At 74.3% G+C, this 19,977-nt stretch carries 18 protein-coding genes and 1 pseudogene; 10 read left to right on the forward strand and 9 right to left on the reverse strand.

What is annotated here, in order from left to right; translation table 11 throughout:
* Positions 1–56 precede the first annotated feature (56 nt).
* A complete protein-coding gene (locus tag ACQP17_RS15875; protein WP_433856905.1) occupies positions 57–650 on the forward strand; it encodes a TIGR03086 family metal-binding protein in 594 nt (197 codons plus the stop codon).
* A gap of 45 nt (positions 651–695) precedes the next feature.
* Here the strand turns inward: ACQP17_RS15875 and ACQP17_RS15880 are convergent, their stop codons facing one another.
* The gene (locus ACQP17_RS15880; protein WP_433856906.1) at positions 696–2,333 is read right to left on the reverse strand and encodes a FadD3 family acyl-CoA ligase; all 1,638 of its coding nucleotides are present in this window, start codon (positions 2,331–2,333) and stop codon (positions 696–698) included.
* 113 nt (positions 2,334–2,446) lie between these two features.
* Between ACQP17_RS15880 and ACQP17_RS15885 the strand changes: the two genes are divergently transcribed.
* The 3 genes from ACQP17_RS15885 to ACQP17_RS15895 are packed head-to-tail and all read left to right on the forward strand — an operon-like array spanning position 2,447 to position 4,938.
* Positions 2,447–3,595 carry a lipid-transfer protein gene (locus tag ACQP17_RS15885; protein WP_364882594.1) on the forward strand — a complete coding sequence of 383 codons (1,149 nt, stop codon included), beginning with the start codon at positions 2,447–2,449 and terminating at the stop codon, positions 3,593–3,595.
* 6 nt (positions 3,596–3,601) lie between these two features.
* On the forward strand, positions 3,602–4,147 hold the full coding sequence (locus ACQP17_RS15890; protein WP_433856907.1) for a Zn-ribbon domain-containing OB-fold protein: 546 nt from the start codon (positions 3,602–3,604) through the stop codon (positions 4,145–4,147).
* Positions 4,144–4,938 (forward strand): enoyl-CoA hydratase/isomerase family protein, encoded by a 795-nt coding sequence (locus ACQP17_RS15895; protein ID WP_433856908.1) that lies wholly within the window; start codon positions 4,144–4,146, stop codon positions 4,936–4,938. Before ACQP17_RS15890 ends, ACQP17_RS15895 begins: the two co-directional genes overlap by 4 nt.
* Before the next feature lie 39 nt (positions 4,939–4,977).
* Here ACQP17_RS15895 and ACQP17_RS15900 read toward each other — a convergent pair whose 3' ends face one another.
* Positions 4,978–5,526: a hypothetical protein gene (locus ACQP17_RS15900; protein WP_433856909.1), complete on the reverse strand. Its 549-nt coding sequence runs from the start codon at positions 5,524–5,526 to the stop codon at positions 4,978–4,980.
* Between the two features lie 204 nt (positions 5,527–5,730).
* On the opposite strand from ACQP17_RS15900, the gene ACQP17_RS15905 reads away from it, so the two are divergent.
* Complete coding sequence (locus tag ACQP17_RS15905; protein ID WP_433856910.1) at positions 5,731–6,723, forward strand: hypothetical protein; 993 nt, start codon at positions 5,731–5,733, stop codon at positions 6,721–6,723.
* Positions 6,724–6,805: 82 nt separating this feature from the next.
* On the opposite strand, the gene ACQP17_RS15910 is transcribed toward ACQP17_RS15905, so the two are convergent.
* Positions 6,806–9,430 carry a PQQ-binding-like beta-propeller repeat protein gene (locus tag ACQP17_RS15910; RefSeq protein WP_433856911.1) on the reverse strand — a complete coding sequence of 875 codons (2,625 nt, stop codon included), beginning with the start codon at positions 9,428–9,430 and terminating at the stop codon, positions 6,806–6,808.
* Between the two features lie 943 nt (positions 9,431–10,373).
* Between ACQP17_RS15910 and ACQP17_RS15915 the strand changes: the two genes are divergently transcribed.
* Positions 10,374–11,021, forward strand: a complete 648-nt coding sequence (locus ACQP17_RS15915; protein WP_006604963.1) for a TetR family transcriptional regulator — start codon at positions 10,374–10,376, stop codon at positions 11,019–11,021.
* Positions 11,022–11,274: 253 nt separating this feature from the next.
* On the opposite strand, the gene ACQP17_RS15920 is transcribed toward ACQP17_RS15915, so the two are convergent.
* From ACQP17_RS15920 to ACQP17_RS15930, 3 genes are all read right to left on the reverse strand, one after another.
* Positions 11,275–11,745: a nitroreductase/quinone reductase family protein gene (locus tag ACQP17_RS15920; protein WP_433856912.1), complete on the reverse strand. Its 471-nt coding sequence runs from the start codon at positions 11,743–11,745 to the stop codon at positions 11,275–11,277.
* The gene (locus tag ACQP17_RS15925) at positions 11,745–13,028 is read right to left on the reverse strand and encodes an acyl-CoA dehydrogenase family protein (RefSeq protein WP_433856913.1); all 1,284 of its coding nucleotides are present in this window, start codon (positions 13,026–13,028) and stop codon (positions 11,745–11,747) included. Before ACQP17_RS15925 ends, ACQP17_RS15920 begins: the two co-directional genes overlap by 1 nt.
* 242 nt (positions 13,029–13,270) lie before the next feature.
* Positions 13,271–13,780, reverse strand: a complete 510-nt coding sequence (locus tag ACQP17_RS15930; RefSeq protein WP_433856914.1) for an allene oxide cyclase barrel-like domain-containing protein — start codon at positions 13,778–13,780, stop codon at positions 13,271–13,273.
* 615 nt (positions 13,781–14,395) lie between these two features.
* Here ACQP17_RS15930 and ACQP17_RS15935 point away from each other — a divergent pair.
* Positions 14,396–15,580, forward strand: a complete 1,185-nt coding sequence (locus ACQP17_RS15935; protein WP_433856915.1) for a thiolase C-terminal domain-containing protein — start codon at positions 14,396–14,398, stop codon at positions 15,578–15,580.
* Positions 15,581–15,608: 28 nt separating this feature from the next.
* On the opposite strand, the gene ACQP17_RS15940 is transcribed toward ACQP17_RS15935, so the two are convergent.
* Positions 15,609–16,382: a VOC family protein gene (locus tag ACQP17_RS15940; protein WP_433856916.1), complete on the reverse strand. Its 774-nt coding sequence runs from the start codon at positions 16,380–16,382 to the stop codon at positions 15,609–15,611.
* Positions 16,383–16,571: 189 nt separating this feature from the next.
* On the opposite strand from ACQP17_RS15940, the gene ACQP17_RS15945 reads away from it, so the two are divergent.
* From ACQP17_RS15945 to ACQP17_RS15955, 3 genes are all read left to right on the forward strand, one after another.
* Positions 16,572–17,189, forward strand: coding sequence for a LysE family translocator (locus tag ACQP17_RS15945; RefSeq protein WP_433856917.1), 618 nt, complete (start codon positions 16,572–16,574; stop codon positions 17,187–17,189).
* A 44-nt stretch (positions 17,190–17,233) separates the two neighbouring features.
* Positions 17,234–17,962: an MOSC domain-containing protein gene (locus tag ACQP17_RS15950; protein ID WP_433856918.1), complete on the forward strand. Its 729-nt coding sequence runs from the start codon at positions 17,234–17,236 to the stop codon at positions 17,960–17,962.
* Positions 17,963–18,042: 80 nt separating this feature from the next.
* Positions 18,043–18,780, forward strand: a complete 738-nt coding sequence (locus tag ACQP17_RS15955) for a pyridoxine/pyridoxamine 5'-phosphate oxidase (protein ID WP_433856919.1) — start codon at positions 18,043–18,045, stop codon at positions 18,778–18,780.
* Positions 18,781–18,798: 18 nt separating this feature from the next.
* On the opposite strand, the pseudogene ACQP17_RS15960 reads toward ACQP17_RS15955, so the two are convergent.
* Positions 18,799–19,256 (reverse strand): annotated as a pseudogene (locus tag ACQP17_RS15960) (N-acetyltransferase family protein).
* Positions 19,257–19,359: 103 nt separating this feature from the next.
* The gene (locus tag ACQP17_RS15965) at positions 19,360–19,833 is read right to left on the reverse strand and encodes a Zn-ribbon domain-containing OB-fold protein (RefSeq protein WP_433856920.1); all 474 of its coding nucleotides are present in this window, start codon (positions 19,831–19,833) and stop codon (positions 19,360–19,362) included.
* Between the last annotated feature and the right edge of the window lie 144 nt (positions 19,834–19,977).

A 19,977-nucleotide genomic window follows, 5' to 3' on the forward strand; every position in this document is an offset into this window, starting at 1 on the left:
AGTGCGGCGACAGCTCTGCGCCGGCACGGCCCCTCGGAACGGAAGGATCCCGGACGATGACCGAGATGATCGACTTCGCGGCGCAGGCCCGGCTGGTGGCGCGGCTCGGCGACCACACCGACGAAGCGCTGCTGGATGCGCCCACCCCCTGCGAGGACTACGCCGTGCGCCATCTCCTGGGGCATCTGGTCGGGCTGGCCGGCGCCTTCCAGGACGTGGCGCGCAAGAACCTCGGCCCGGTGACCGGCACCGCTCCGGGGTCGGGGCCCCCGGCCGAGGTGGCGCCCGGCTGGCGGGCCGAGCTGGACCGCAATCTCGGCGGGATGACCGAGGCCTGGCGCGACCCGCAGGCGTGGGAGGGGGAGACCCAGGCGGGCGGGGTGACGCTGCCGGGCGCGGTCGCGGGCCGGGTCGCGCTCAACGAGCTGGTCCTGCACGGCTGGGACCTGGCGCGCGCCACGGGCCAGGAGTACGCGCCCGCCCGGGCCGACCTCGACGTCTGCCACGCGCTGCTGTCCGCCTGGGCCGAGGACGGGGCGGGCGAGGGGCCCTTCGGGGCCGCGGTCGCCGTGCCCGGGGACGCGCCCCTGCTCGACCGGGTGGTGGCGCTCAGCGGCCGCCGGCCCGACTGGACGCCCCCGGGGGCGTAGGGGGCGGGCCGGGGTCCGGGAGGCTCCGGCCGGGGCGACGGCGGGTCACGCGGGCGCGGGCCCCGGGACGGCAGTGCGCAGCCGGGTCTTGAGGACCTTGCCACTGGCGTTGCGCGGGAGCGTGGCGACGAAGGTGACCTCCCGGGGGACCTTGTAGTTGGCCATTTCGCGGCGCGACCAGGCGATCAGGTCGTCGGCGGTGAGCCGGGAGCCGGCCCGGCGGACCGCGTAGGCCCGGCCGACCTCGCCGAGCCGGGGGTCGGGGATGCCGATGACGGCGACCTCGGCGATGTCCGGGTGCCGGCCGAGGAGTTGCTCTATCTCGGCGGGATAGGCGTTGAACCCACCGACGATGAACATGTCCTTGAGGCGGTCGGTGATCCGCAGGTTGCCCGCCGCGTCGAGGACGCCGATGTCGCCGGTGCGCAACCAGCCGTCGCGGGTCAGGGCGCGGGCGGTGCCGGCCGGGTCCTCGAAGTAGCCGGACATCACGTGGTAGCCGCGGACCAGGACCTCGCCCGGCTCGCCGGGGGCCGCCGGAGCGCCCGTGGCGTCGACGACCCGGACCTCGGTGCCGGGCAGGGCGCGGCCCGAGGTCGTGGCGATGACCTCGGGCGGATCGCTGCGGCGGCACATCGTGACGATGCCCGAGCTCTCCGAGAGGCCGTACGCGGTCAGCACGGTGGAGATCTTCAGCTCGCTGCGCAGCCGCTCGACCAGCTCCAGCGGGACCACGGCGGCGCCGGTCACCACCAGGCGCAGCGCGGACAGGTCGTAGCGGTCGCGGGCGGGGTGGTCGAGCAGCTGCTGGTGGAGGGTGGGCGGGCCGGGGAGCACGGAGACGTGCTCGGCGGCGATGTGGGCGAGCGCGGTCTCCACGCTGAAGACCGGCTGCGGGATCATCGTCGCGCCGCGCAGCAGGCAGGCGATGGTCCCGGCCTTGTAGCCGAAGGTGTGGAAGAACGGGTTGACGATCAGATAGCGGTCGCCTTCCCGCAGGCCGGCGAGTTCGCTCCAGACGTCGTAGGCGCGCAGGGTCTGCGCATGCGTGATCACGGCGCCCTTGGGGTGGCCGGTGGTGCCGGAGGTGAAGATGATGTCCGAGGCGTCGTCGGGGCGCAGGGCGTCGGCCCGCTCGCGGACCGTCCCTGCGGGTATCCCCGCACCGCCGGCGAGGAAGTCCGGCCAGCTGACGAAGTCCGCGGGGGCGTCGTCGGCGAGCACCACGACCCGCTCCAGCTGCGGGAGTCCGGGCAGCGGGCCGTGGCCGGTGCCCTCCCGGGCGGCGCGGCGCAGCGAGGCGGCGTAGGACGTGCCGAGGAAGGTGCCGGTGACGAAGAGCAGCCGGGCGCGGGTGCGGCGCAGGACGTAGGCGGCTTCGGCGCCCTTGAAGCGGGTGTTGACCGGGACGAGGACGGCGCCGGCGGTGACCGCCCCGAGGGCGGAGACGATCCAGTCGAGGGTGTTGGGCGCCCAGACGGCGACGCGGTCGCCGGGGAGTACCCCGGAGGCGATGCAGGCGGCCGCCGCCCGCTCCACCCGCTCCCCCAGCTGTGCGTACGAGACCCGGGTGCGGCCCTCGACGACGGCCTCCCGGGGGCCGTACCGCGCGGCGGCCGCGCGCACCAGCCGGGGAATGGCGCCGTACTCCAGGTCGGCCCGCACATCCAGGTCGTCACGCATCGCACTTGCCTCCCGGTGAAGAGAGCGTCGTCCACCACTAGCTGACTGTGCGTCAGATTAGCGGTAGCCTCCTCCGCTGTCAGCACTGACGACCGACCACGGAGGTGGCGACGGTGGCGACCCTCAAGGACGCGACGGCGATAGCCGGCATCGGGCAGACGCCGTTCGCGAAGCGACTCCCGGCATCCGAGAAGACCCTGGCGTGTCAGGCGATCGTCGCGGCGCTGGACGACGCCGGGATCGCCCCCTCGGAGGTGGACGCCTTCGCCTCCTACACCATGGAGGAGACCGACGAGGTCGAGATCGCCAAGGCCATCGGCGCCGGGGACGTCACCCACTTCTCCAAGGTCGGCTACGGCGGCGGCGGTTCCTGTGCGACGGTGGCGCATCTGGCCGCCGCCATCGCCACCGGCCAGGCGAACGTCGGCGTCGCCTGGCGGTCCCGCAAACGCGGCTCGGGACCGCGGCCCTGGAAGAACACCCAGGTCCAGCTGCCCACCCCGGGGCAGTGGACACGCCCCTTCGGGCTGCTGCGCCCCGCCGACGAGATCGGCCTGCTGGCCCGCCGCTACATGCACGAATACGGCGCCACCCGCGACCACTTCTTCAACGTCGCCCTCGCCTGCCGCAACCGCGCCAACCAGAACCCGGCCGCGATCATGTACGAACGCCCGCTGACCCGCGAGATGTACATGACCGCCCGCTGGATCAGCGAGCCGCTGTGCCTGTTCGACAACTGCCTGGAGACCGACGGCGCCCTGGCCTGTGTCGTGGTCGCGGCCGGGCGCGCCCGCGACTGCCGCCACCGGCCCGTCTACGTCCACGCCGCCGCCCAGGGCCTGCCCGCCCAGCACCACGGCATGGTCAACTACTGGAACGACGACCCGCTCACCGGCCCCGCCTGGACCGCCGCCCGCCACCTGTGGAAGGGCGCCGACCTGGGCCCGCAGGACGTCGACGTGGCACAGATCTATGACGCCTTCACCCCCCTGATCCCCCTCTCGCTGGAGGGCTACGGATTCTGCGGACGCGGCGAGGGCGCGGCCTTCACCGAGGGCGGCGCCCTGGAGACCGGCGGCCGGCTGCCGCTCAACACCGGCGGCGGCGGCCTCTCGGAGGCGTACGTGCACGGCTTCAACCTCATCACCGAAGGCGTCCGGCAGCTGCGCGGCACCAGCACCGCGCAGGTCCCCGGCGCCGCCACCTGTCTGGTCACCGCGGGCGAGGGCGTCCCCACCTCGGCCCTGCTGCTGAGGAGTTGAGACACCATGACCATCGGTGAATCCACCGGCGGGCCCGTGCGGGAGTCCGTGCGTGCTGCCATGACATCCAGCGTGGCACCCGCCACTGACAACGGGCCCGGCGGCAGCGACAGCGTCGAACGCCTGCTGCTTCCCGTCCCCGACGAGGACGGCGCCCCGTTCTGGGAGTACGCCGCCAGGGGCGAGCTGCGCGTCCAGGCCTGCGACGACTGCGGCGCGCTGCGCTTCCCGCCCCGGCCCTGCTGCCCGCACTGCCAGTCCTTCGCCGCCCGCTGGCAGCGGATGAGCGGCCGCGGCCGCATCTGGTCCTACGTCCTGCCGCACCCGCCGCTGCTGCCCGCGTACGCCGCCCTGCCCGGTTACAACGCGATCGTCGTGGAGCTGGCGGAGGCCCCGCGCATCCGCCTCGTCGGCAACCTCGTCACCACCGCCGACGCCCCGCTCAACTCCGTGGACCCCGCCCGGCTGCGGATCGGCGCCCCGGTGAAGGCCGCCTTCCACACCCTCCCGGAGGGCATGACCGTGCCCCGCTGGCTCCTGGAGCGGCCGTGACCCTGCACACCGCCGTCAAGGACGGGGTCGCGCTGGTCACCCTCGACCGGCCCGACCGGCACAACGCGATCGACCTGGACACCGCCGCCGCACTCGCCGCCACCTGGCGGGCGCTGCGCCACGACGACGCGGTGCGCGCCGCGGTGCTCACCGGCGCCGGCGGCCGGGCCTTCTGCACCGGCCTCGACCGCTTCGCGCACGTCCCGCAGCCGTCCTCGCCCTACTCCCTGGACGACCCGCTGCTCCGCATCGGCCCGAAGGCCAACGACCTGTGGAAACCGGTGATCGCCGCGGTCGACGGAATGGCCTGCGGGGGCGCCTTCTACCTGCTGGGCGAGTGCGAGTTCCTCATCGCGTCGGAGAACTCCACCTTCTTCGACCCGCACACCACCTACGGGATGGTCAGCGCGTACGAGTCCGTCCACATGGCGCAGCGGATGCCCTACGGGGAGATCGCCCGGCTGGCCCTGATGGGGACGGCGGAGCGGCTGGGCGCCCCCCGCGCCTACGCGATCGGCCTGGTCTCCGAGCTGACCGCGCCCGGCGCCGCGGCCGAGGTGGCGCTGCGCCGCGCGGCCGTGCTCGCCGCCCAGCCCACCGGGGCGGTCCAGGGCACCGTGCGCGCGCTGTGGGCGGCCCGGGAGGCGGCCGCGGCACCGGCCCTGGCCCACGCCCCCCAGCTGATCGCGCTGGGCAATCTGCCCCCGGACCGCCAGGCGGAGCTGTTCGCCGCCCGCAAACGGCCCGGCCACCGGGACGGCGGCCCCGACGGCGGCCCCCTGGTGCGGTGACCCCGGGGCCACCCCGGGGACCGGCCCTGGGGCGGCGCCTCACATACGGGTCTTGTGCGCCCGCGTGATCTGGCAGGTGAACCAGAACCGCCCGATGGAGGACTGGTTGACCGTGTACTTGGCGGTGTACGTCTCGGTGTCCCCGGGGCCGACGACGATCGAGCGCTGGTGCAGCCCGTACGCCTTGCCGTCGGCCGGCTTGGCCTTCATCCAGTTGACGGCCATGTCGTAGGAGAAGGAGTCCGTCGTGGACGGGTTGGTGAGGGAGACCGTGTACGTGAACTGGCGCAGCGAATTGGAGAAGTCGCAGTCGCTGCCGTGGACGTCCGACCGGCCGTCCGGGTCGTAGGTCTCCTCGGCCGGCGACGGCGAGTAGGTGGGCTCGTCCGACGGGCTCGCGTCCGGGCCGTAGGCGTCGCTCGCCGTGGGCGTCGGGGAGGGCGGCAGCACCACCGGGTGCGCCCGGGGGAGGAGACAGCCGCTGAGCGTGGTGGCCGCGACCAGCGTCAGGGCGGCCGCGGCCGCCGTTCTGTTCCCCCTGCGGGCACCCCCGCGGCCGGCCGTGCGCGTGCGCGTGCGCTGCTTCATGCTCCGCTCGATCCCCCGTGAAAAACGTCCGACCTCGCCGCCACCCCGGCGGCTTGACGCGTGCACGGCACCCTAGCAAGCGGCACCGACACCCCGGAGAGGCACCGGCCACGCGGCCGGGCGTACTTCTCTCGCGGGCGCGCACACCCAGGCGTAGCGTCGGTCACGGAGGACGACCGGACGACCCGAAGCGAGGCGACGCCCGTGGTGCGCAACGTTCTCGGGTCGCTGATCGCCCTCATCGGAGCGACGGCCGCCGTCTGGAGCCCCTTCCGTCCCTGGTACGACGGCCGTCACGGAGTGGACGTCCGCATCGAGGACCTCTTCCACGGCCTCACCGGCAACGGTGCCGCGCTCTTCGGCTCGCTCCTCCTCCCCATGGCCTTCGCCGCGCTGCTGACCCTGATCGGTGTCGCCCTGCGCTCCCGGCTGCTGGTCACCCTCGCGGGCCTGGTGGTGCTGGGCTTCACGGTCCTGTGGATGGTCCGCCAGGGGCAGGCCGCCACCGAGCTGACGGCCGGCGCCCGCGGACTGGGCGTGGGCGTGGCCAACGCCCTGGGCGGCGGCTTCCTGCTGCTGCTCGGCGCCCTGATCATGCGGGGCCGCGGCCGCCGGGTCCTCGACCGCGACGACGAGGGCGGCCGGGGATACGACGACCGGCGCCATGACGACCGCGGGTACGACGACGGGTACTACGCCCCGCCGCCGTACGACGAGCGCTACGAGGCCCCCACCCGCTACGACCAGGACACCCCCTATCCCCCCGGGACGCCCGAACCCTGGGACGCGGGCCGCCCGGGCGCCGAGGAGTGGAACCCGGAGCCGTACCCGACCGGACCCACCCCCGCCGGACCGCCGGCGGGCCCCGCCCACGGAGGCCACGGCGGCGGCGCCCACGGGCCGGGCGACGACACCCCCACCGCTCCCCAGCCGGTGCCCCCGCCACCGCCGCCCACCCGGCAGCAGACACCACCACAGCCCCAACAGCCGCAGCAGCCGCAGCAGCCGCAGCAGCAACCTCCGACCATGCCGGCCCATCGCCAGCCCCCCACGCCTCCCGTGGAATGGGGCAGGGACCAGCGCCGGCCGCGGCCGCACGAGCCCGGCCGGCCCGCGCCGCAGGACGGGGAGCCGCGCCGCCAGGAGCCCGGACAGCCTCCGCAGGATCCCGAACCGCCCCCGGAGGACCGTCGGTAGACGGCCGGACGGCGGTGACGGCGCGCACGGCGGCGCCGCACGGCACGGACCGCCGGGGCCGCTGCCCCGCACGGCCGGCGCGTCACGAACGCCGCGCCAGCCCCGTCCCCTTGGCCGCGTCCAGCGCGTACACACAGCGGTCCTTGCTGCACGCGTAGACCACTCCGCCGACCGCCACCGGGGAGCCGGTGATCTCGCCGCCGGTCTCCAGCTTCCAGCGCAGCTGGCCGCCCATCGCGTCGAGCGTGTAGAGACAGTGGTCGGCCGAGCCGAAGTGCACCCGGCCCTCCGCGACGACCGGGGCGCCCACGACCTCGGCGCCGGCCTGGAACCGCCAGCGCGGGGTGCCGGTGACCGCGTCGAGGGTGTAGAGCGCCTTGCCGCTGCCCAGATGGACCGCGCCGTGCGCCACCAGCACCGGTTCGGTGGACTGCCGCGCCTCGGTGGCGATCCGCCAGCGGTCGCGGCCGTCCGCCGCGTCCAGCGCGTAGACCGTGCCGAGGTAGTCCGCCAGATAGACCCCACCGCCGGTGACGGCCGGGCCGGGGGCGAAGGCGGGCGGGCTCAGGAACACCGCGGGTGCCTCGAAGTGCCAGCGCACGTCGCCGCGGGCGATGTCGATCGCCAGCACCCGGGTGCCGGCCACCACGTAGACCGCGCCGTCCGACGCGGGCAGCAGCCGCATCGGCACCCCGCCGCAGGCCGCCGCGTCGCCGATCGGATAGGACCAGCGCTCGGCGCCGGTACGGGCCTCCAGCGCCTTCAGCCGCGCGTCGGCCCAGACGAACACCGTGCCGTCGTGCACCACGGGCCCGGCCTCGGCGCTCTCGAAGTCGGTCTGGACGCCGCCGGTCTCCCACAGCAGCTCGCCGGTGCCGGCCTCCCACGCCTGCACGCCGCCGCCGCGGGTGCTGGTGACGACCGTCCCGTGGTCGACCTTGAGGGCGTAGACCCAGCCCTCGGTGTTCAGCCGCCAGCGGTCGCTGCCGTCCTCGGCGTCCAGCGCGTACAGGCTGGGGCCGTCCGAGGCATGGATCCGGCCGTCCGCGACCGCCATCGCCCAGGCGACGTCCCGGGTCTTGAACTTGCGGCGCCCGCTGGCCACATCGAGCGCGTGCACCTCGAAGGACGTGACGTACAGCAGGTCGTCGGCGACGGCGGGGGTGCCCCAGACGTCGTTCGACATCCGGAACCGCCAGGGGCGCCAGCGGCCCGGCTCGGCGGTCGGGGCCTCGGGCGGAGCGGACGGCGCGGCCTCACCGCGGCCCGGCCCCTCCGCCGGACCGCCGGCCGCCGGACCCTGCGCGGGCACACCGGCGGGAGCAGCGCCGGGCGGGCGCACCCAGTTCGTGGCGGCACCGGCCTGCGCGCGCGGCTGCGGCCCCGGGGCGTCGGCGCGCGGACCGGGCCCTATCGGGGCGGGCGAGCCGCCGAGGCGTACCGGGCCGGCCGCGCCGTCCGCGGGGGCGGGCGGGGCGGCCAGGGCGCCGGCGGGCGGCGCCGCGGAGACCGGGGTCACCCGGGCCGTGGAGGCCTCCGGGCCGAGCACCGCGGCCTGCGGCATCGGGCCGGGGTGGGCACCGCGCGGATCGCCGCCGCGGTGCACGCCGGGGCCCGCGCCGAGCCGGCCGCCCCAGCCGGACTCCGCGCCGACGGGGGCGCTCTCGGGCCGCGGCGGCGCCTGGACGGGCTGTGCCGCGGGCATCGGCGGCGAGGCGGGCGGGGCCGGCGGCGCGGCCGGGGCCGGACGGCCCGCGGCACGGCCGGAGCCGGCCCGCTGACCGCCCGCGGGTACGGCGGTGCGCCCGCCGCGCCGGCCCTCGATGAGCGCCACCGCGCCGGCCGGCAGCCAGGCCGAGGCGGTGCCGCTGTCGTCGCTGCCGGAGCCGAAGAGATGCGGCGCGAGCTGGGACTGCAGATCGGCGGGGGACGGCCGCTGGCCGGCCTCCATCTGCATGCAGGACTCCATCAGCGGACGCAGTTCGTCCGGCAGGCCGGCCAGGTCGGGGCCCTCGCGCAGCAGCATGAAGACCGTCTCGACGGGGTTGGCGCCGTGGAACGGGGCGTGCCCGGTGGCGGCGAAGACCAGCGTGGAGCCGAGGGAGAAGACGTCGCTGGCGCCCGTCACGCTGCGTGAGTCCCGCGCCTGCTCGGGCGACATGTAGGCGGGCGTGCCGACGGCCACGTTGGTCATCGTGAGCCGCGTGTTGGACACCCCGGAGGCGATACCGAAGTCGATCACCCGCGGGCCGTCCTCGACGACCAGCACGTTCGACGGCTTCAGGTCGCGGTGCACCAGGCCCGCGCCGTGGATGGACTGCAGCGCCTCGGCGATGCCGGCCGCCAGCCAGCGCACCGCCTGGGCCGGGAGCGGCCCGCACTCATTGACTATTTCCTCCAGGGAGGGCGCGGGGACGTACGCCGTCGCGAGCCACGGCACCGCTGCGCGCGGGTCGGCGTCCACCACGGCCGCGGTGTAGAAGCCGCTGACCGCGCGGGCCGCCTCGACCTCGCGTGTGAAGCGGACCCGGAACAGCTGGTCCTCGGCGAGCTCGGTACGCACCGTCTTGATCGCCACGCGCCGGCCGGACGCCGAGCGCGCCAGATAGACCAGTCCCATGCCGCCGGCCCCGAGACGGCCGAGCACCTCGAACGGGCCGATCCGCCGGGGATCGTGCTGCGTCAGCTGCTTCAGCTGCTCCACCACTTGCCTGCCACCTCCCCGTGGGGCGAAAAACGACTCTCCATAGCCACGAGCCGCCGAGAGCCACTGCCCCGTGCGGCGTCTCCCCACCCACGGCGAGGACTGCCGAAACGGCCGTACGCGTGCTGATTCTTCCTGGCCGGGCCGACGGTTGCGAACCCGGGGCCTGTCCGCCGTGTCACTGCATACCCCCCGTAGTCCGCACCGGGCCCGTTACCCGATGTCACCCAACCCCGCCTGACGTGCTCCGATACGTCCGCCGACGGGCGGTTGCCGCGGGGGTTACCGGCCGGTTGCGGACGTCCTTCGCGCGGTGCCGCCCGATATATGGACGTTCACCATTCCGTTTGACGGGCTTACCGCGGAAGCGGTTCACACTCTCCGGCAGGTACGGGTCGCGGTGGCCGAAAGCATGCCCTCCCCGCGACCGTGCGCACCGCTCCCCCACCGGCTCGTGCTCCCGCCCTCGGCCCGGGTCCGCGTCCCCCGGCCCAATTCTGCGCGTTCGAAGGTCACTTCGGCGCCGCCCCCTCCCGATATCGCACCGCGAGGCGGGCCGGGCAACACAGAGTGACGACCGCCACCCCGGCCGCACGCCCACGCTAGCCGCGCTCCGGCCACCCCGCCCGGGGAACATTCGAATGCCTGAACGATCCACAGGGGTCGCGGCGGGGCCGGCGACGGCGGGCAGGACAGGGGGCGAATGTTCAACTGACGGCCATCGGGGAGCACTTGCCGCACAGGGGGTGACCACTTATCCACCAAAGTTGTCCACAGCCTGTTGATAAGACGGTTCACCGGTTCGGACCAAGCGGGGCCGCGCCCGTGGCGACCACGGCCGGACCCGCCACCCGCCCCTACGGACGGGTTGCGCAACCCGAACTCCCCCATCCCCATTTGCAGGCAGCCAAATCGCGCTCCGATCACCCCTCGGTAAGCTGACGGCATGACAGGACAAGTGCGAACCGTCGACGGCAGAGTTGCCGGCCGCCGCGGACAGGCGACGCGGCAAAAGCTTCTCGACTGCCTCAGCGAAATGCTCAGTTCGTCCCCCTATCGGGACGTCAAGGTCATCGATGTAGCCCGAAAAGCGGGGACTTCACCCGCTACGTTCTATCAGTACTTCCCGGACGTCGAGGGCGCTGTCCTCGAAATCGCCGAGGAGATGGCCAAAGAAGGCGCCACTCTGACCGATCTTGTCGCCGAACGCTCCTGGGTGGGCAAGTCCGGCTGGCAGACCGCGGAAGAGCTGGTCGAGGGCTTCCTCTCCTTCTGGCGTCGGCACGATGCGATTCTGCGCGTCGTCGACCTGGGCGCGGCCGAGGGGGACAAGCGGTTCTACAAGATCCGCATGAAGATCCTGAATGCCGTCACCAACTCTCTTACGGACTCCATCAAGGATCTCCAGAGCAAGAACAAGGTCGACAAGGACGTGAGCGCGCCCGCCATGGCCGGCTCGCTCGTCGCGATGCTGGCGGCCGTCGCCGGACACCAGAAGGGTTTCCAGAGCTGGGGTGTCAAGCAAGCGGAACTCAAGCCGAACCTGGCACTGCTGGTGCACTTCGGCGTCACCGGAAAGAAGCCGACCAAATAGCGTCGCCTCTTGTGAGTTCCGTCGCCTGAGAATGCCTCCGCGACAGCAGCCGGGGAAGCGGCCCGAGAAGCCGCCGCGCCCCGAAGTCCCGGTGTGCCCGGGACGGTTCGCCGTCGGTCCTGTATCCGTCCTGCCATAGCTGTATTACCCACGCAGCGGGCGCCGCGCGATCCCCCGGGATCCACCGCGGCGCCCGCTGCCGTATGCGCCCGGAGATCGCCCGGGGAGGGACACCGCTCCCCGGGCGGCTCGTTCAGCGCCGCTCCAGCCGGAACAGCCGTATCTCCCGCGCCACCCGTGCCTGGTACGCGGCGTACGGAGGCCAGAAGGCCAGCGCCGCCCGCCAGGCCAGCGCCCGCTCCCCGCCGGTCAGCAGCCGGGCCCGCACCGGCACGTCCCGGCCCCGCCAACTCACCTCGGCATCCGGGTGCTTGAGGAGGTTTCCGGTCCAGGCCGGGTGCCCCGGGCGCCCGAAGTTGCTGCCGACCACTATCCAGCTGCCGTCCTCCTGCGGCAGGCACGCCAGCGGGGTACGCCGCGGCTGCCCGCTCCTCGCGCCGGTCGCGGTGAGCACCACGCCGGGCAGCATCCGGGTGCTGAGCAGCACCTTTCCCCGCGTCAGCCGGTGCAGGGCGCGGTCCAGCCCGGGGAGGACGTGCGGCGCGATCCGGGCGAACGTCCGGGTCGCGGAGATCTTCTGGACCAGCCCCGCACCGGCCGGCATCAGGCGTCCACCGCCTCGGACGCGGGGGCCTGTGGCCGACCCCGCTCCGGCCCGCCGGCCCCCGTGAACAGCCCCGCCTCCTCGGCGGCCCGCGCCCGGAGCCGGTGCACCGGGCCCAGCAGCAGTTCGTCGCAGGCCGCGCGCTTGAAGTAGAGATGCGCCTCGTGCTCCCAGGTGAAGCCGATCCCGCCGTGCAGCTGCACCGTCTCGGCCGCCACCGCGCGCAGCGTCTCCAGCGCCTGGGCGAGCGCCAGCGCCGCCGCCCCGGGCTCGCCCGCGCCGCCCGCCGACCAGGCCGCGTAGTACGCCGCCGAACGCGCCGCCTGGAGCCGGACGTACAGATCGGCGAGGCGGTGCTGCACCGCCTGGAAGGAGCCGATCGGCCGGCCGAACTGCTCACGCTCCTTGACGTGGGCGACGGTGCGGGCGAGCGCCGCGTCGGCCGCCCCGACGGCCTCGGCGGCCAGCGCCGCGGCCGCCACCACCCCGGTCGCGGCGAGCGCCGCGGTCACCGCGGAATCCGTACCGGCGCCCTCCCCCAGCAACTCGGCCGGCACCTCCCGCAGTTCGAGGCGGGCCTGCGCCCGGGTCTCGTCCAGCACGGTCTGCCGGGTCCGCAGCAGACCGGGCACCCCGGCCCCGCCGTCCCGCGCCCCGCCCGCCACTCCGCTCTCCCCCACCCGGACGACGAAGAGCAGGGTGCGGCTGCGCGTGAACCCACCGGCGTGGGCGGCCACCACCAGTACCTCCGCGGTGTGCCCGGCCGGCACCTGCCCGGCCTCGCCGTACAGCCGCCAGCCGCCGTCCACCGGCCGTGCCTGGATCCCGCCGGCCCGGCCGCCGCCCGCCCAGTCACCGTCGTTGGGCCCGGTCAGCGCCAGCGCGGTGGCCAGCGCTCCGCCCGGTACGACCAGCGTGCCGGTCAGCTCGCCGCAGGCCAGGGCCGGCAACAGTGCGGCGCGCTGCCGCGCACTGCCGAGCGCGAGGATCAGCGGGGCGGCCAGCGCGGCGGTGGCGATCAGTGGCGAGGGAAGGACGGCGCGGCCGGTTTCCTCGCAGGCCAGGGCGAGTTCGGTGGGTCCGCAGCCGACGCCGCCGTACGCGGCCGGCAGCGCCAGCCCGGGCAGTCCGAGCCGCCCCGCCAGCTCCCCCCACAGCTCCCGGTCGTACCCCTCCGGGGTGCGCACCGCCGTCTTGACGCTGTCCGGGCCGCAGCGCTTGAGCAGCAGTTCGCGCAGCGTACGGCGGATTTCGTGCTGCTCCTCGGTGAACGCGGCATCCATCGGCGGGCTCCTCCCGACCGTGCGACAACACCCGTCCGGTCCGACGGGCCGCCGGCTTCCGATCTGACGGGCCGTCATACTAAGGACGGGCGGGGCACTTTCCTAGGGCGAGCCGGCAAAGTCCGGGCCGGGCGGGGCTTCGCGGACCCGCCCCGGGCGAGCCCGCGTGGAGGCCGGCCGCCCCTCCGCCGGGTGACCCCGGGGTTTCCCCCGGGGTCACCCTCGGGCGCCTGCCGCCCGGCTCAGCGGATCAGGCGCACCGTGAGCCGCGTTTCGGTGCTGCTGGTGGTGACGCCGTGGACGGTGCCGTGCGCGGTGCGGTAGCGCCCGGTGCCGCCGGTGATCGCGAGGTCGATGTCGCCGGGGCCGGCGCTGGTGACGGTGAAGCGGCCCTGGACGGTGAGCTGCCCCTGGGCAAGGCTCAGGTCGGCCGTGCACTGGAGGTCGAACTCATCGGCGGGAGCGGTGCGGGTCAGCGTGCAGATCTCGCTGTAGGTGCCGACCGCGGTCGTGCCGCGCAGCAGATTCCCGCTGACGACGAATTCATCGCCCAGACTGGGGCCGGACGATCCGTCGACGTCGACAAATGCGCCCTGGGTCTGCTGCGCGGTCAGCTGGAATACTTCCTCGCCGGGAGGATAGTGGCCGCCGCCGGAACCGGCGGCGGCCGATGCCGGCTGCGCGCAGAAAATCAGGGCCGCGCATCCGGTGACCGCACTCAGCACGAAACCCTTGACGTTGAAGTGACGCACGATTCCTCCTGTGGGACTGGAAGGGAAATGCACTTGGCTAGGCGAGGAAAGGTGTTCTCGTGGAAGGGAAAGGGAGCGTGGCGGCGGAATCGCCGATAACCGCTCCGTGACCTGGGCATGAGTCGGCGGCTCACCACGTGCTCAGCCGCCGTAGGCCGCGCGGGAACTCACCCCGGCCGCGATGGAGAGAATTCCCCGGCACAGATCACAGACGGAAGAGCGATAGCTGCCGCGCCTGCGGGGATACGAGGGAGCCAGGCTCCCGGGCGCGCTCGAAAGAACGTGAAACAAAGGCGAACATGACACTCCCCAGGGCCGGCGGGAAAAGGAATCCCGCACACGGAAATGCCTGCTCCGCCGTATGGGCAAACAGCGAGCAGTGAACCGGCCGCACACCTCGCCGGCAATTTCACACGCAAACGGAGAATACCCTCCCAGGGAAAGCATTTAAAGGTTGCGCGAAATCTCCGATAATCGCTTTAAGATGTCTGCGGCGCCCGTCCGGCCGTCGTGCGGCCCGGTCCGTCGCGGCGTCCCCCGACCCTGGTCCGGACCCCGCCTGCCCGCCGCCCGCACCCTGCCCCGGCACCCCATATCTGATGTACCGTCAGATTCATGACTTCAGGGGCCCCTTACGGGCATCGCAAGGTCGCTGTCGCCGGAGTCGCCCTGTCCGACTGCGGACGCGTGGACGACGCCACCCCGTACGCCCTGCACGCCCAGGCCGCCCGCCGGGCGCTCGCCGACAGCGGCCTGGACCGCTCGGCGATCGACGGCTTCGCCTCGGCCGGACTGGGCACCCTCGCACCCATCGAGGTCGCCGAATACCTGGGACTGCGCCCCACCTGGGTCGACTCGACCTCGGTCGGCGGCGCCACCTGGGAGGTGCTGGCCGCGCACGCCGCCGAGGCGATCGCCGCCGGCCATGCCGACGCGGTGCTCCTCGTCTACGGCTCCACCGCCCGCGCCGACATCAAGGCGGGGCGCCGCACCTCGAACCTCTCCTTCGGCGCCCGCGGCCCCCTGCAGTTCGAGGTCCCCTACGGGCACACCCTGATCGCCAAGTACGCCATGGCGGCGCGCCGCCACATGCACCAATACGGCACCACGCTGGAGCAGTTGGCCCAGGTCGCGGTGCAGACCCGGGCCAACGCGGCGGCCAACCCGGAGGCCCTGTACCGCGATCCGATCACCGTCGACGACGTCCTCGGCGGCCCGGTGATCGCCGACCCGTTCACCATGCTGCACTGCTGCATCCGCTCCGACGGCGGCTGCGCGGTGCTGCTCGTCGCCGAGGACCGCGTCCAGGACCTCGCCAAGCCCCCCATATGGGTGCTCGGTTCGGGCACCGCGGTCTCCCACACCACCATGTCGCAGTGGGACGACTTCACCGTCTCGCCCGCGGCCGACTCCGGCCGGCAGGCCTTCGACCGCGCCGGGGTCCGCCCCGACGAGATCGATCTCGCCGAGCTGTACGACGCCTTCACCTACATGACCCTGGTGACGCTGGAGGACCTGGGGTTCTGCGCCAAGGGCGAGGGCGGCGCGTTCGTCGGGACGGGGCGGCTGCTGCGGGACGGGGAGTTGCCGGTCAACACCGACGGCGGCGGGCTGTCCGCCTGCCACCCCGGGATGCGGGGGCTGTTCCTGCTGGTCGAGGCGGTACGCCAGCTGCGGGGCGAGGCCGGCCCGAACCGCCAGGTCCGTAAGGCCGACGGCGCCCCGCCCCGGCTGGCGGTCGCCTCGGGCACCGGGGGCTGGTTCTGTTCCTCGGGGACGGTGGTGCTGGGGCGGGACTGAGGGACGGGAGCGCCGGCGGTGAGCGGGCCTACCGGACCGGCGGGCGGGTGATGACGCTGAAGGCCGTGCCGAACGGGTCGGTGACCGCGGCCATCCGCCCGTAAGGGGCGTCCTCGGGGTCGTCCGCCGTGCCGCCCGCGGCGCGGGCGAGGGCGACCAGCTCATCGGTGTCCGCCACCTCGAACACGGTCTGCCAGCGGGACACCTCGGCCGCCGGCGCGCCGAAGACGCCGCCGATCTCATGGCCGTCCGGGCGGCGCAGGAAGGTGAAGTCGAGGTCGGGGACGGCGTCGTTGCCGTCGAGCGTGAAGCCGAAGACGCCGGCGTAGAAGCGGCGGGCCGGCTCGGGGGCCGGGGACGACAGATCGTTGCGGACCAGCGTGCAGGGCTCGTTGACCAGCTCACAGCCCGGCAGCGCCTGCCCCTGCCAGAGGCCGAAGGGGGCGCCGACGCAGTCCGTCACGACGGCAGTGCGGGCCAGGTCCGCCAGGTCGGCCGGCGGTGCGAGCAGGCTCCCGCCGCTCCCGGTGATCCGCCGGACGGCTCCGTCGCAGTCGTCGGTGGCGAGATACGGCAGCCACCAGGACTCGCCGGCGGCATCCGCGGCGGAGCGGGGACGCAGTGACGCCACCCGCCGTCCGCGCAGCAGACACAGGGCGAGCGGGCCGTTCGCCGTCGGCAGCGGCGCGTACTCCCAGCCGAACAGCGCGCGGTAGAACTCCTGCGCCCGGTCCAGGTCGGGCACCCCGAGATCGACCCAGGTCGGCGTCCCGAACGGCTGGTTGCTGCTGATCTCGCTCATCGGATCTCCCTCACGAGTGACGCTGCCGGGGCCACGCTAACGAGCATCGAGGACAGGAAGTGTCCTCGATGGCACCGCACTTCCGGACGGGCCCGGGGCCGATGGTGCCGACGGTGCCGGGGCGCCGGCCGGCCCGTCCGTGGCCGTTCTCACACCGCGGAGCGGCCGACGCACCGCAGACTTGCTCCCATGTGGATGCAGACCCTCGCGGCGGCCGGCGTGCTCGCCCTGCTGACCGTGGTGCCGGGGCCGGACATGGCCGTGGTCACCAAGCGCGCCCTCACCGGCGGCCGGGCGGAGGCCCTGCGCGCCGCCGCCGGCATCACCACCGGGCTCCTGGTGTGGGGCGGGTGCACCGTCGTCGGGCTCGCCGCCGTCCTCGCGGCCTCGGCACAGGCGTACTTCGTGGTCAAGATCCTGGGCGCCGGGTACCTGGTCGTCCTCGGCCTGCAGGCGCTGTGGCAGAGCCGCCGCTCGGCGCGGCCGGCCGGCGGGCCGCGGACCACGCGCGTGGGGCGCGCCTACCTCACGGGCCTGGCCACCAATGTCCTCAACCCGAAGATCGCCGTCTTCTACACCGGTCTGCTGCCCACGCTCGCCCCGCACGGACTGTCCACGACGGCCGGCATGGGACTGCTGGTCCTGCTGCACGCGGCACTGACCCTGACCTGGCTGGGGACCTACGCCTACCTGGTCTCCCGGGCGCGCGCGGTCTTCGAACGGCCCCGGGTGCGCCACCTGCTGGACCGCGTGACGGGCGTGGTGCTCCTCGGCTTCGGGGCACGGATCGCCGTGGAAGCCACCTGAGAAGCCGCGCACGACACGACGCCACGCACGAGGGGGAACGGGACATGGGCGGGACGCCGGGCAGGACGCTGGGCACCATCGAACGGATCTGGCGGTACCCCCTCAAGTCCACCGGCGGTGAGCTGCTGGACGAGGCCGCCGTCGACGCCCGGGGCCTCCTCGGCGACCGGCTCTACGCGGTGCGGGACGCCGAGGGCAAGTTCGGCTCGGGCAAGAACACCCGCCGCTTCCGCCGCATGCCGGGACTGCTGCGGCTGCGGTCCCGCTACCCCGGCGGGGCGGTCGGACGGCCGCCCGAGCTGCTGGACCCGAACGGCGAGCCGGTACCGGACGCCACCGCCTACGTGCGGCGCCATCTGGGCCGCGACGATGTCGAAGTGGCCCGTGAGGAGGCGGTCTCGCACTTCGACCAGCTCCCCGTCAGCCTCCTGACCACCGCCACCCTCGACTGGGTCCGCGCGGCCGTGCCCGGCGTGCCCGTCGACGAGCGCCGGTTCCGGCCGAACCTGCTGGTGCGGACGCCGCCGGGCACGCCCGCGTTCGTCGAGGACGAGTGGTTCGGCGGCACCGCCCGCATCGGCGAGACCCTGCGCCTCCGGTTCGAGCGCGCCAGTGAGCGGTGCCTGATGACCAACGAGGCCCAGCAGGACCTGCCGCACTCCCCGCGCATCCTGCGTGCCCTCGCGCAGGCACACGACATGCGGCTGGACGCGCTGGCCACGGTGGCGCAGCCGGGACGGGTGCGGCTCGGGGACACCCTCGAACTGCTCTGAGCCGCCCCCCGGTGTCCTCCGGGGCCTCGTGCGCCACCCGCTCCCCCGCCGCGTGCGCCCACCGCCGTACGCTGCCCGGCATGAGCGATCACCCCGCGCACCGGGAGACCCGGGACACCCCTTCCGCCGGCGGCCCGGCGGCGCAGCCTGCCGACGACGCCGGGGCCCGCGCGTTCCATGAACTGCTGCGCGGGCTGCGGGTCTGGGACACCGAGCTGCCGTCGTTCGACCCGGCGGCGGCGCCCGCCGCGCCGCTGCCGCTGTTCCGGCAGTGGCTGCGGGAGGCCGCCGAGGCCGGCGTCACCGAGCCGCACACCATGACCCTGGCCACGGCAGACGCGGCCGGCACCCCGTCCGTCCGCACCCTCATGCTGCACGACGCCGACGAGCAGGGCTGGCACTTCGCCTCGCACCGCGGCAGCCGCAAGGCCCGCGAGCTTCAGGAACGGCCATGGGCGGCCCTCGGCTTCTACTGGCCGGCGGTCGGCCGCCAGGTACGGGTCTGCGGACCGGTGACGGCGGCGGGTCCCGAGGAGAGCGCGGCCGATCTGCACCGCCGCTCCACGGGCGCGCTGGCGGCGGCGCTGGTCGGCCGGCAGAGCGAGGTGCTCGGCTCGGCCGAGGAGCTGGCGCGTGCCTCGGAGGCGGCGTGGGAGCGGGCCCGGCGCGAACCGGAGGCGCCGGTGCCGACCTGGACGCTGTATGTGCTGCACCCCGAGGAGGTCGAGTTCTTCCAGGGCGACGCGCAGCGCCGGCATGTGCGCCTCAACTACCGCCGCGAGGGTGGGCACTGGGTGCGGGAACTGCTCTGGCCGTAGGGCGAACGGCGGCCGGCCTCACAGCCGCCGGTACATGATGTGCAGCCCCACACAGCCCGCGGTGGGGTGCCGGAAGCCCTCGGGCAGGGTCGTCATGATCTCAAAGCCCGGGGACTCCCGGAGCGCGACGGCGCCGGCGTCGGTCTCCACCACGGCGTTGAACTGCATCGCCCGGTAGCCCTCGGCGCGGGCCCGGTCCAGTACGTGGTGCCCCGGTGCACGCCCGACGCCCCGGCCCCCGTGCCGCGGGTCGACCATGAAGCCGGCGCCGGCGAGGTGCGAGGCGCCGCCCATGTGGTGGGGGTTCGTCTTGGCGGTACCGAACACCGCCCCGGCATCGTCGACGGCGACGACCGTGCGGCCGGGCGGCCGGGCGGTGCGAGCAGCCACATGTCGCGGGCCGTCGCCTCGCCGAGGTCCCGCTGAGAGGTGGAGGTCTCCCCGGCCGCCACGATGGCGTGGCGAAAGGGCCGGATGGCGGGCCGGCCGGCCGCGGTCGCGCCGTACGGATCGGCACGGCCTCGGCATGCCGCGCGCCCGGACGGCCCGCCACCGGAAACCGCCGGGGCCGAACGCGTATCAGGCGGGCCGGAAGACGGGGACGGCGAACCCGGCGCCGGCGTCCGCGCCGTCCGTCGCCCCCGCGTCGCGGAAGTGCACCCGCAGCGGCATCCCGATCCGCAGCGCGGACTCGGGGCAGTCGGTGATCTCGGTCATCATCCGCGGCCCCTCGGCGAGATCGACGACGGCCGCGGTGTACGGGACCCGGTCGCCGAAGGGCGGGAGGTCGTTGCGGTGCACGACGGACCAGGTGTAGAGCGTGGCCCGGCCGGTGGCCGCTTCCCAGCCGACGTGCTCGCTCCAGCAGTACGGGCAGAACTCGCGCGGGTAGTGGTGGGCAGCGCCGCACCCCTTCGCCCGGCACCGGCGCAGCAGCAGCCGCCCTTCGGCGGCCGCCTCCCAGTACGGACGGGTGAAGGCATCGCTCTCCGGCAGGTCGAAACGTGCCGCGGCCCGCGCCGGCCCGTCCCCTCCACGCCCGGTCTTCCCCATCCCGGCACCCCTCCCGCACCCACCGGCCCGCGCTCACCGGCTCCACCGGATCGCAATTCTGACGGTACGTCAGTCCAGCCGATCCGGGGCGGGCGCGCAAGAGGGCCGACTCTCGGCCCCCGAGTCCTGGACTTCGGACCCCAG

The sequence above is a fragment of the Streptomyces kronopolitis genome (assembly GCF_050953795.1).
GTDB lineage: Bacteria > Actinomycetota > Actinomycetes > Streptomycetales > Streptomycetaceae > Streptomyces > Streptomyces kronopolitis_A.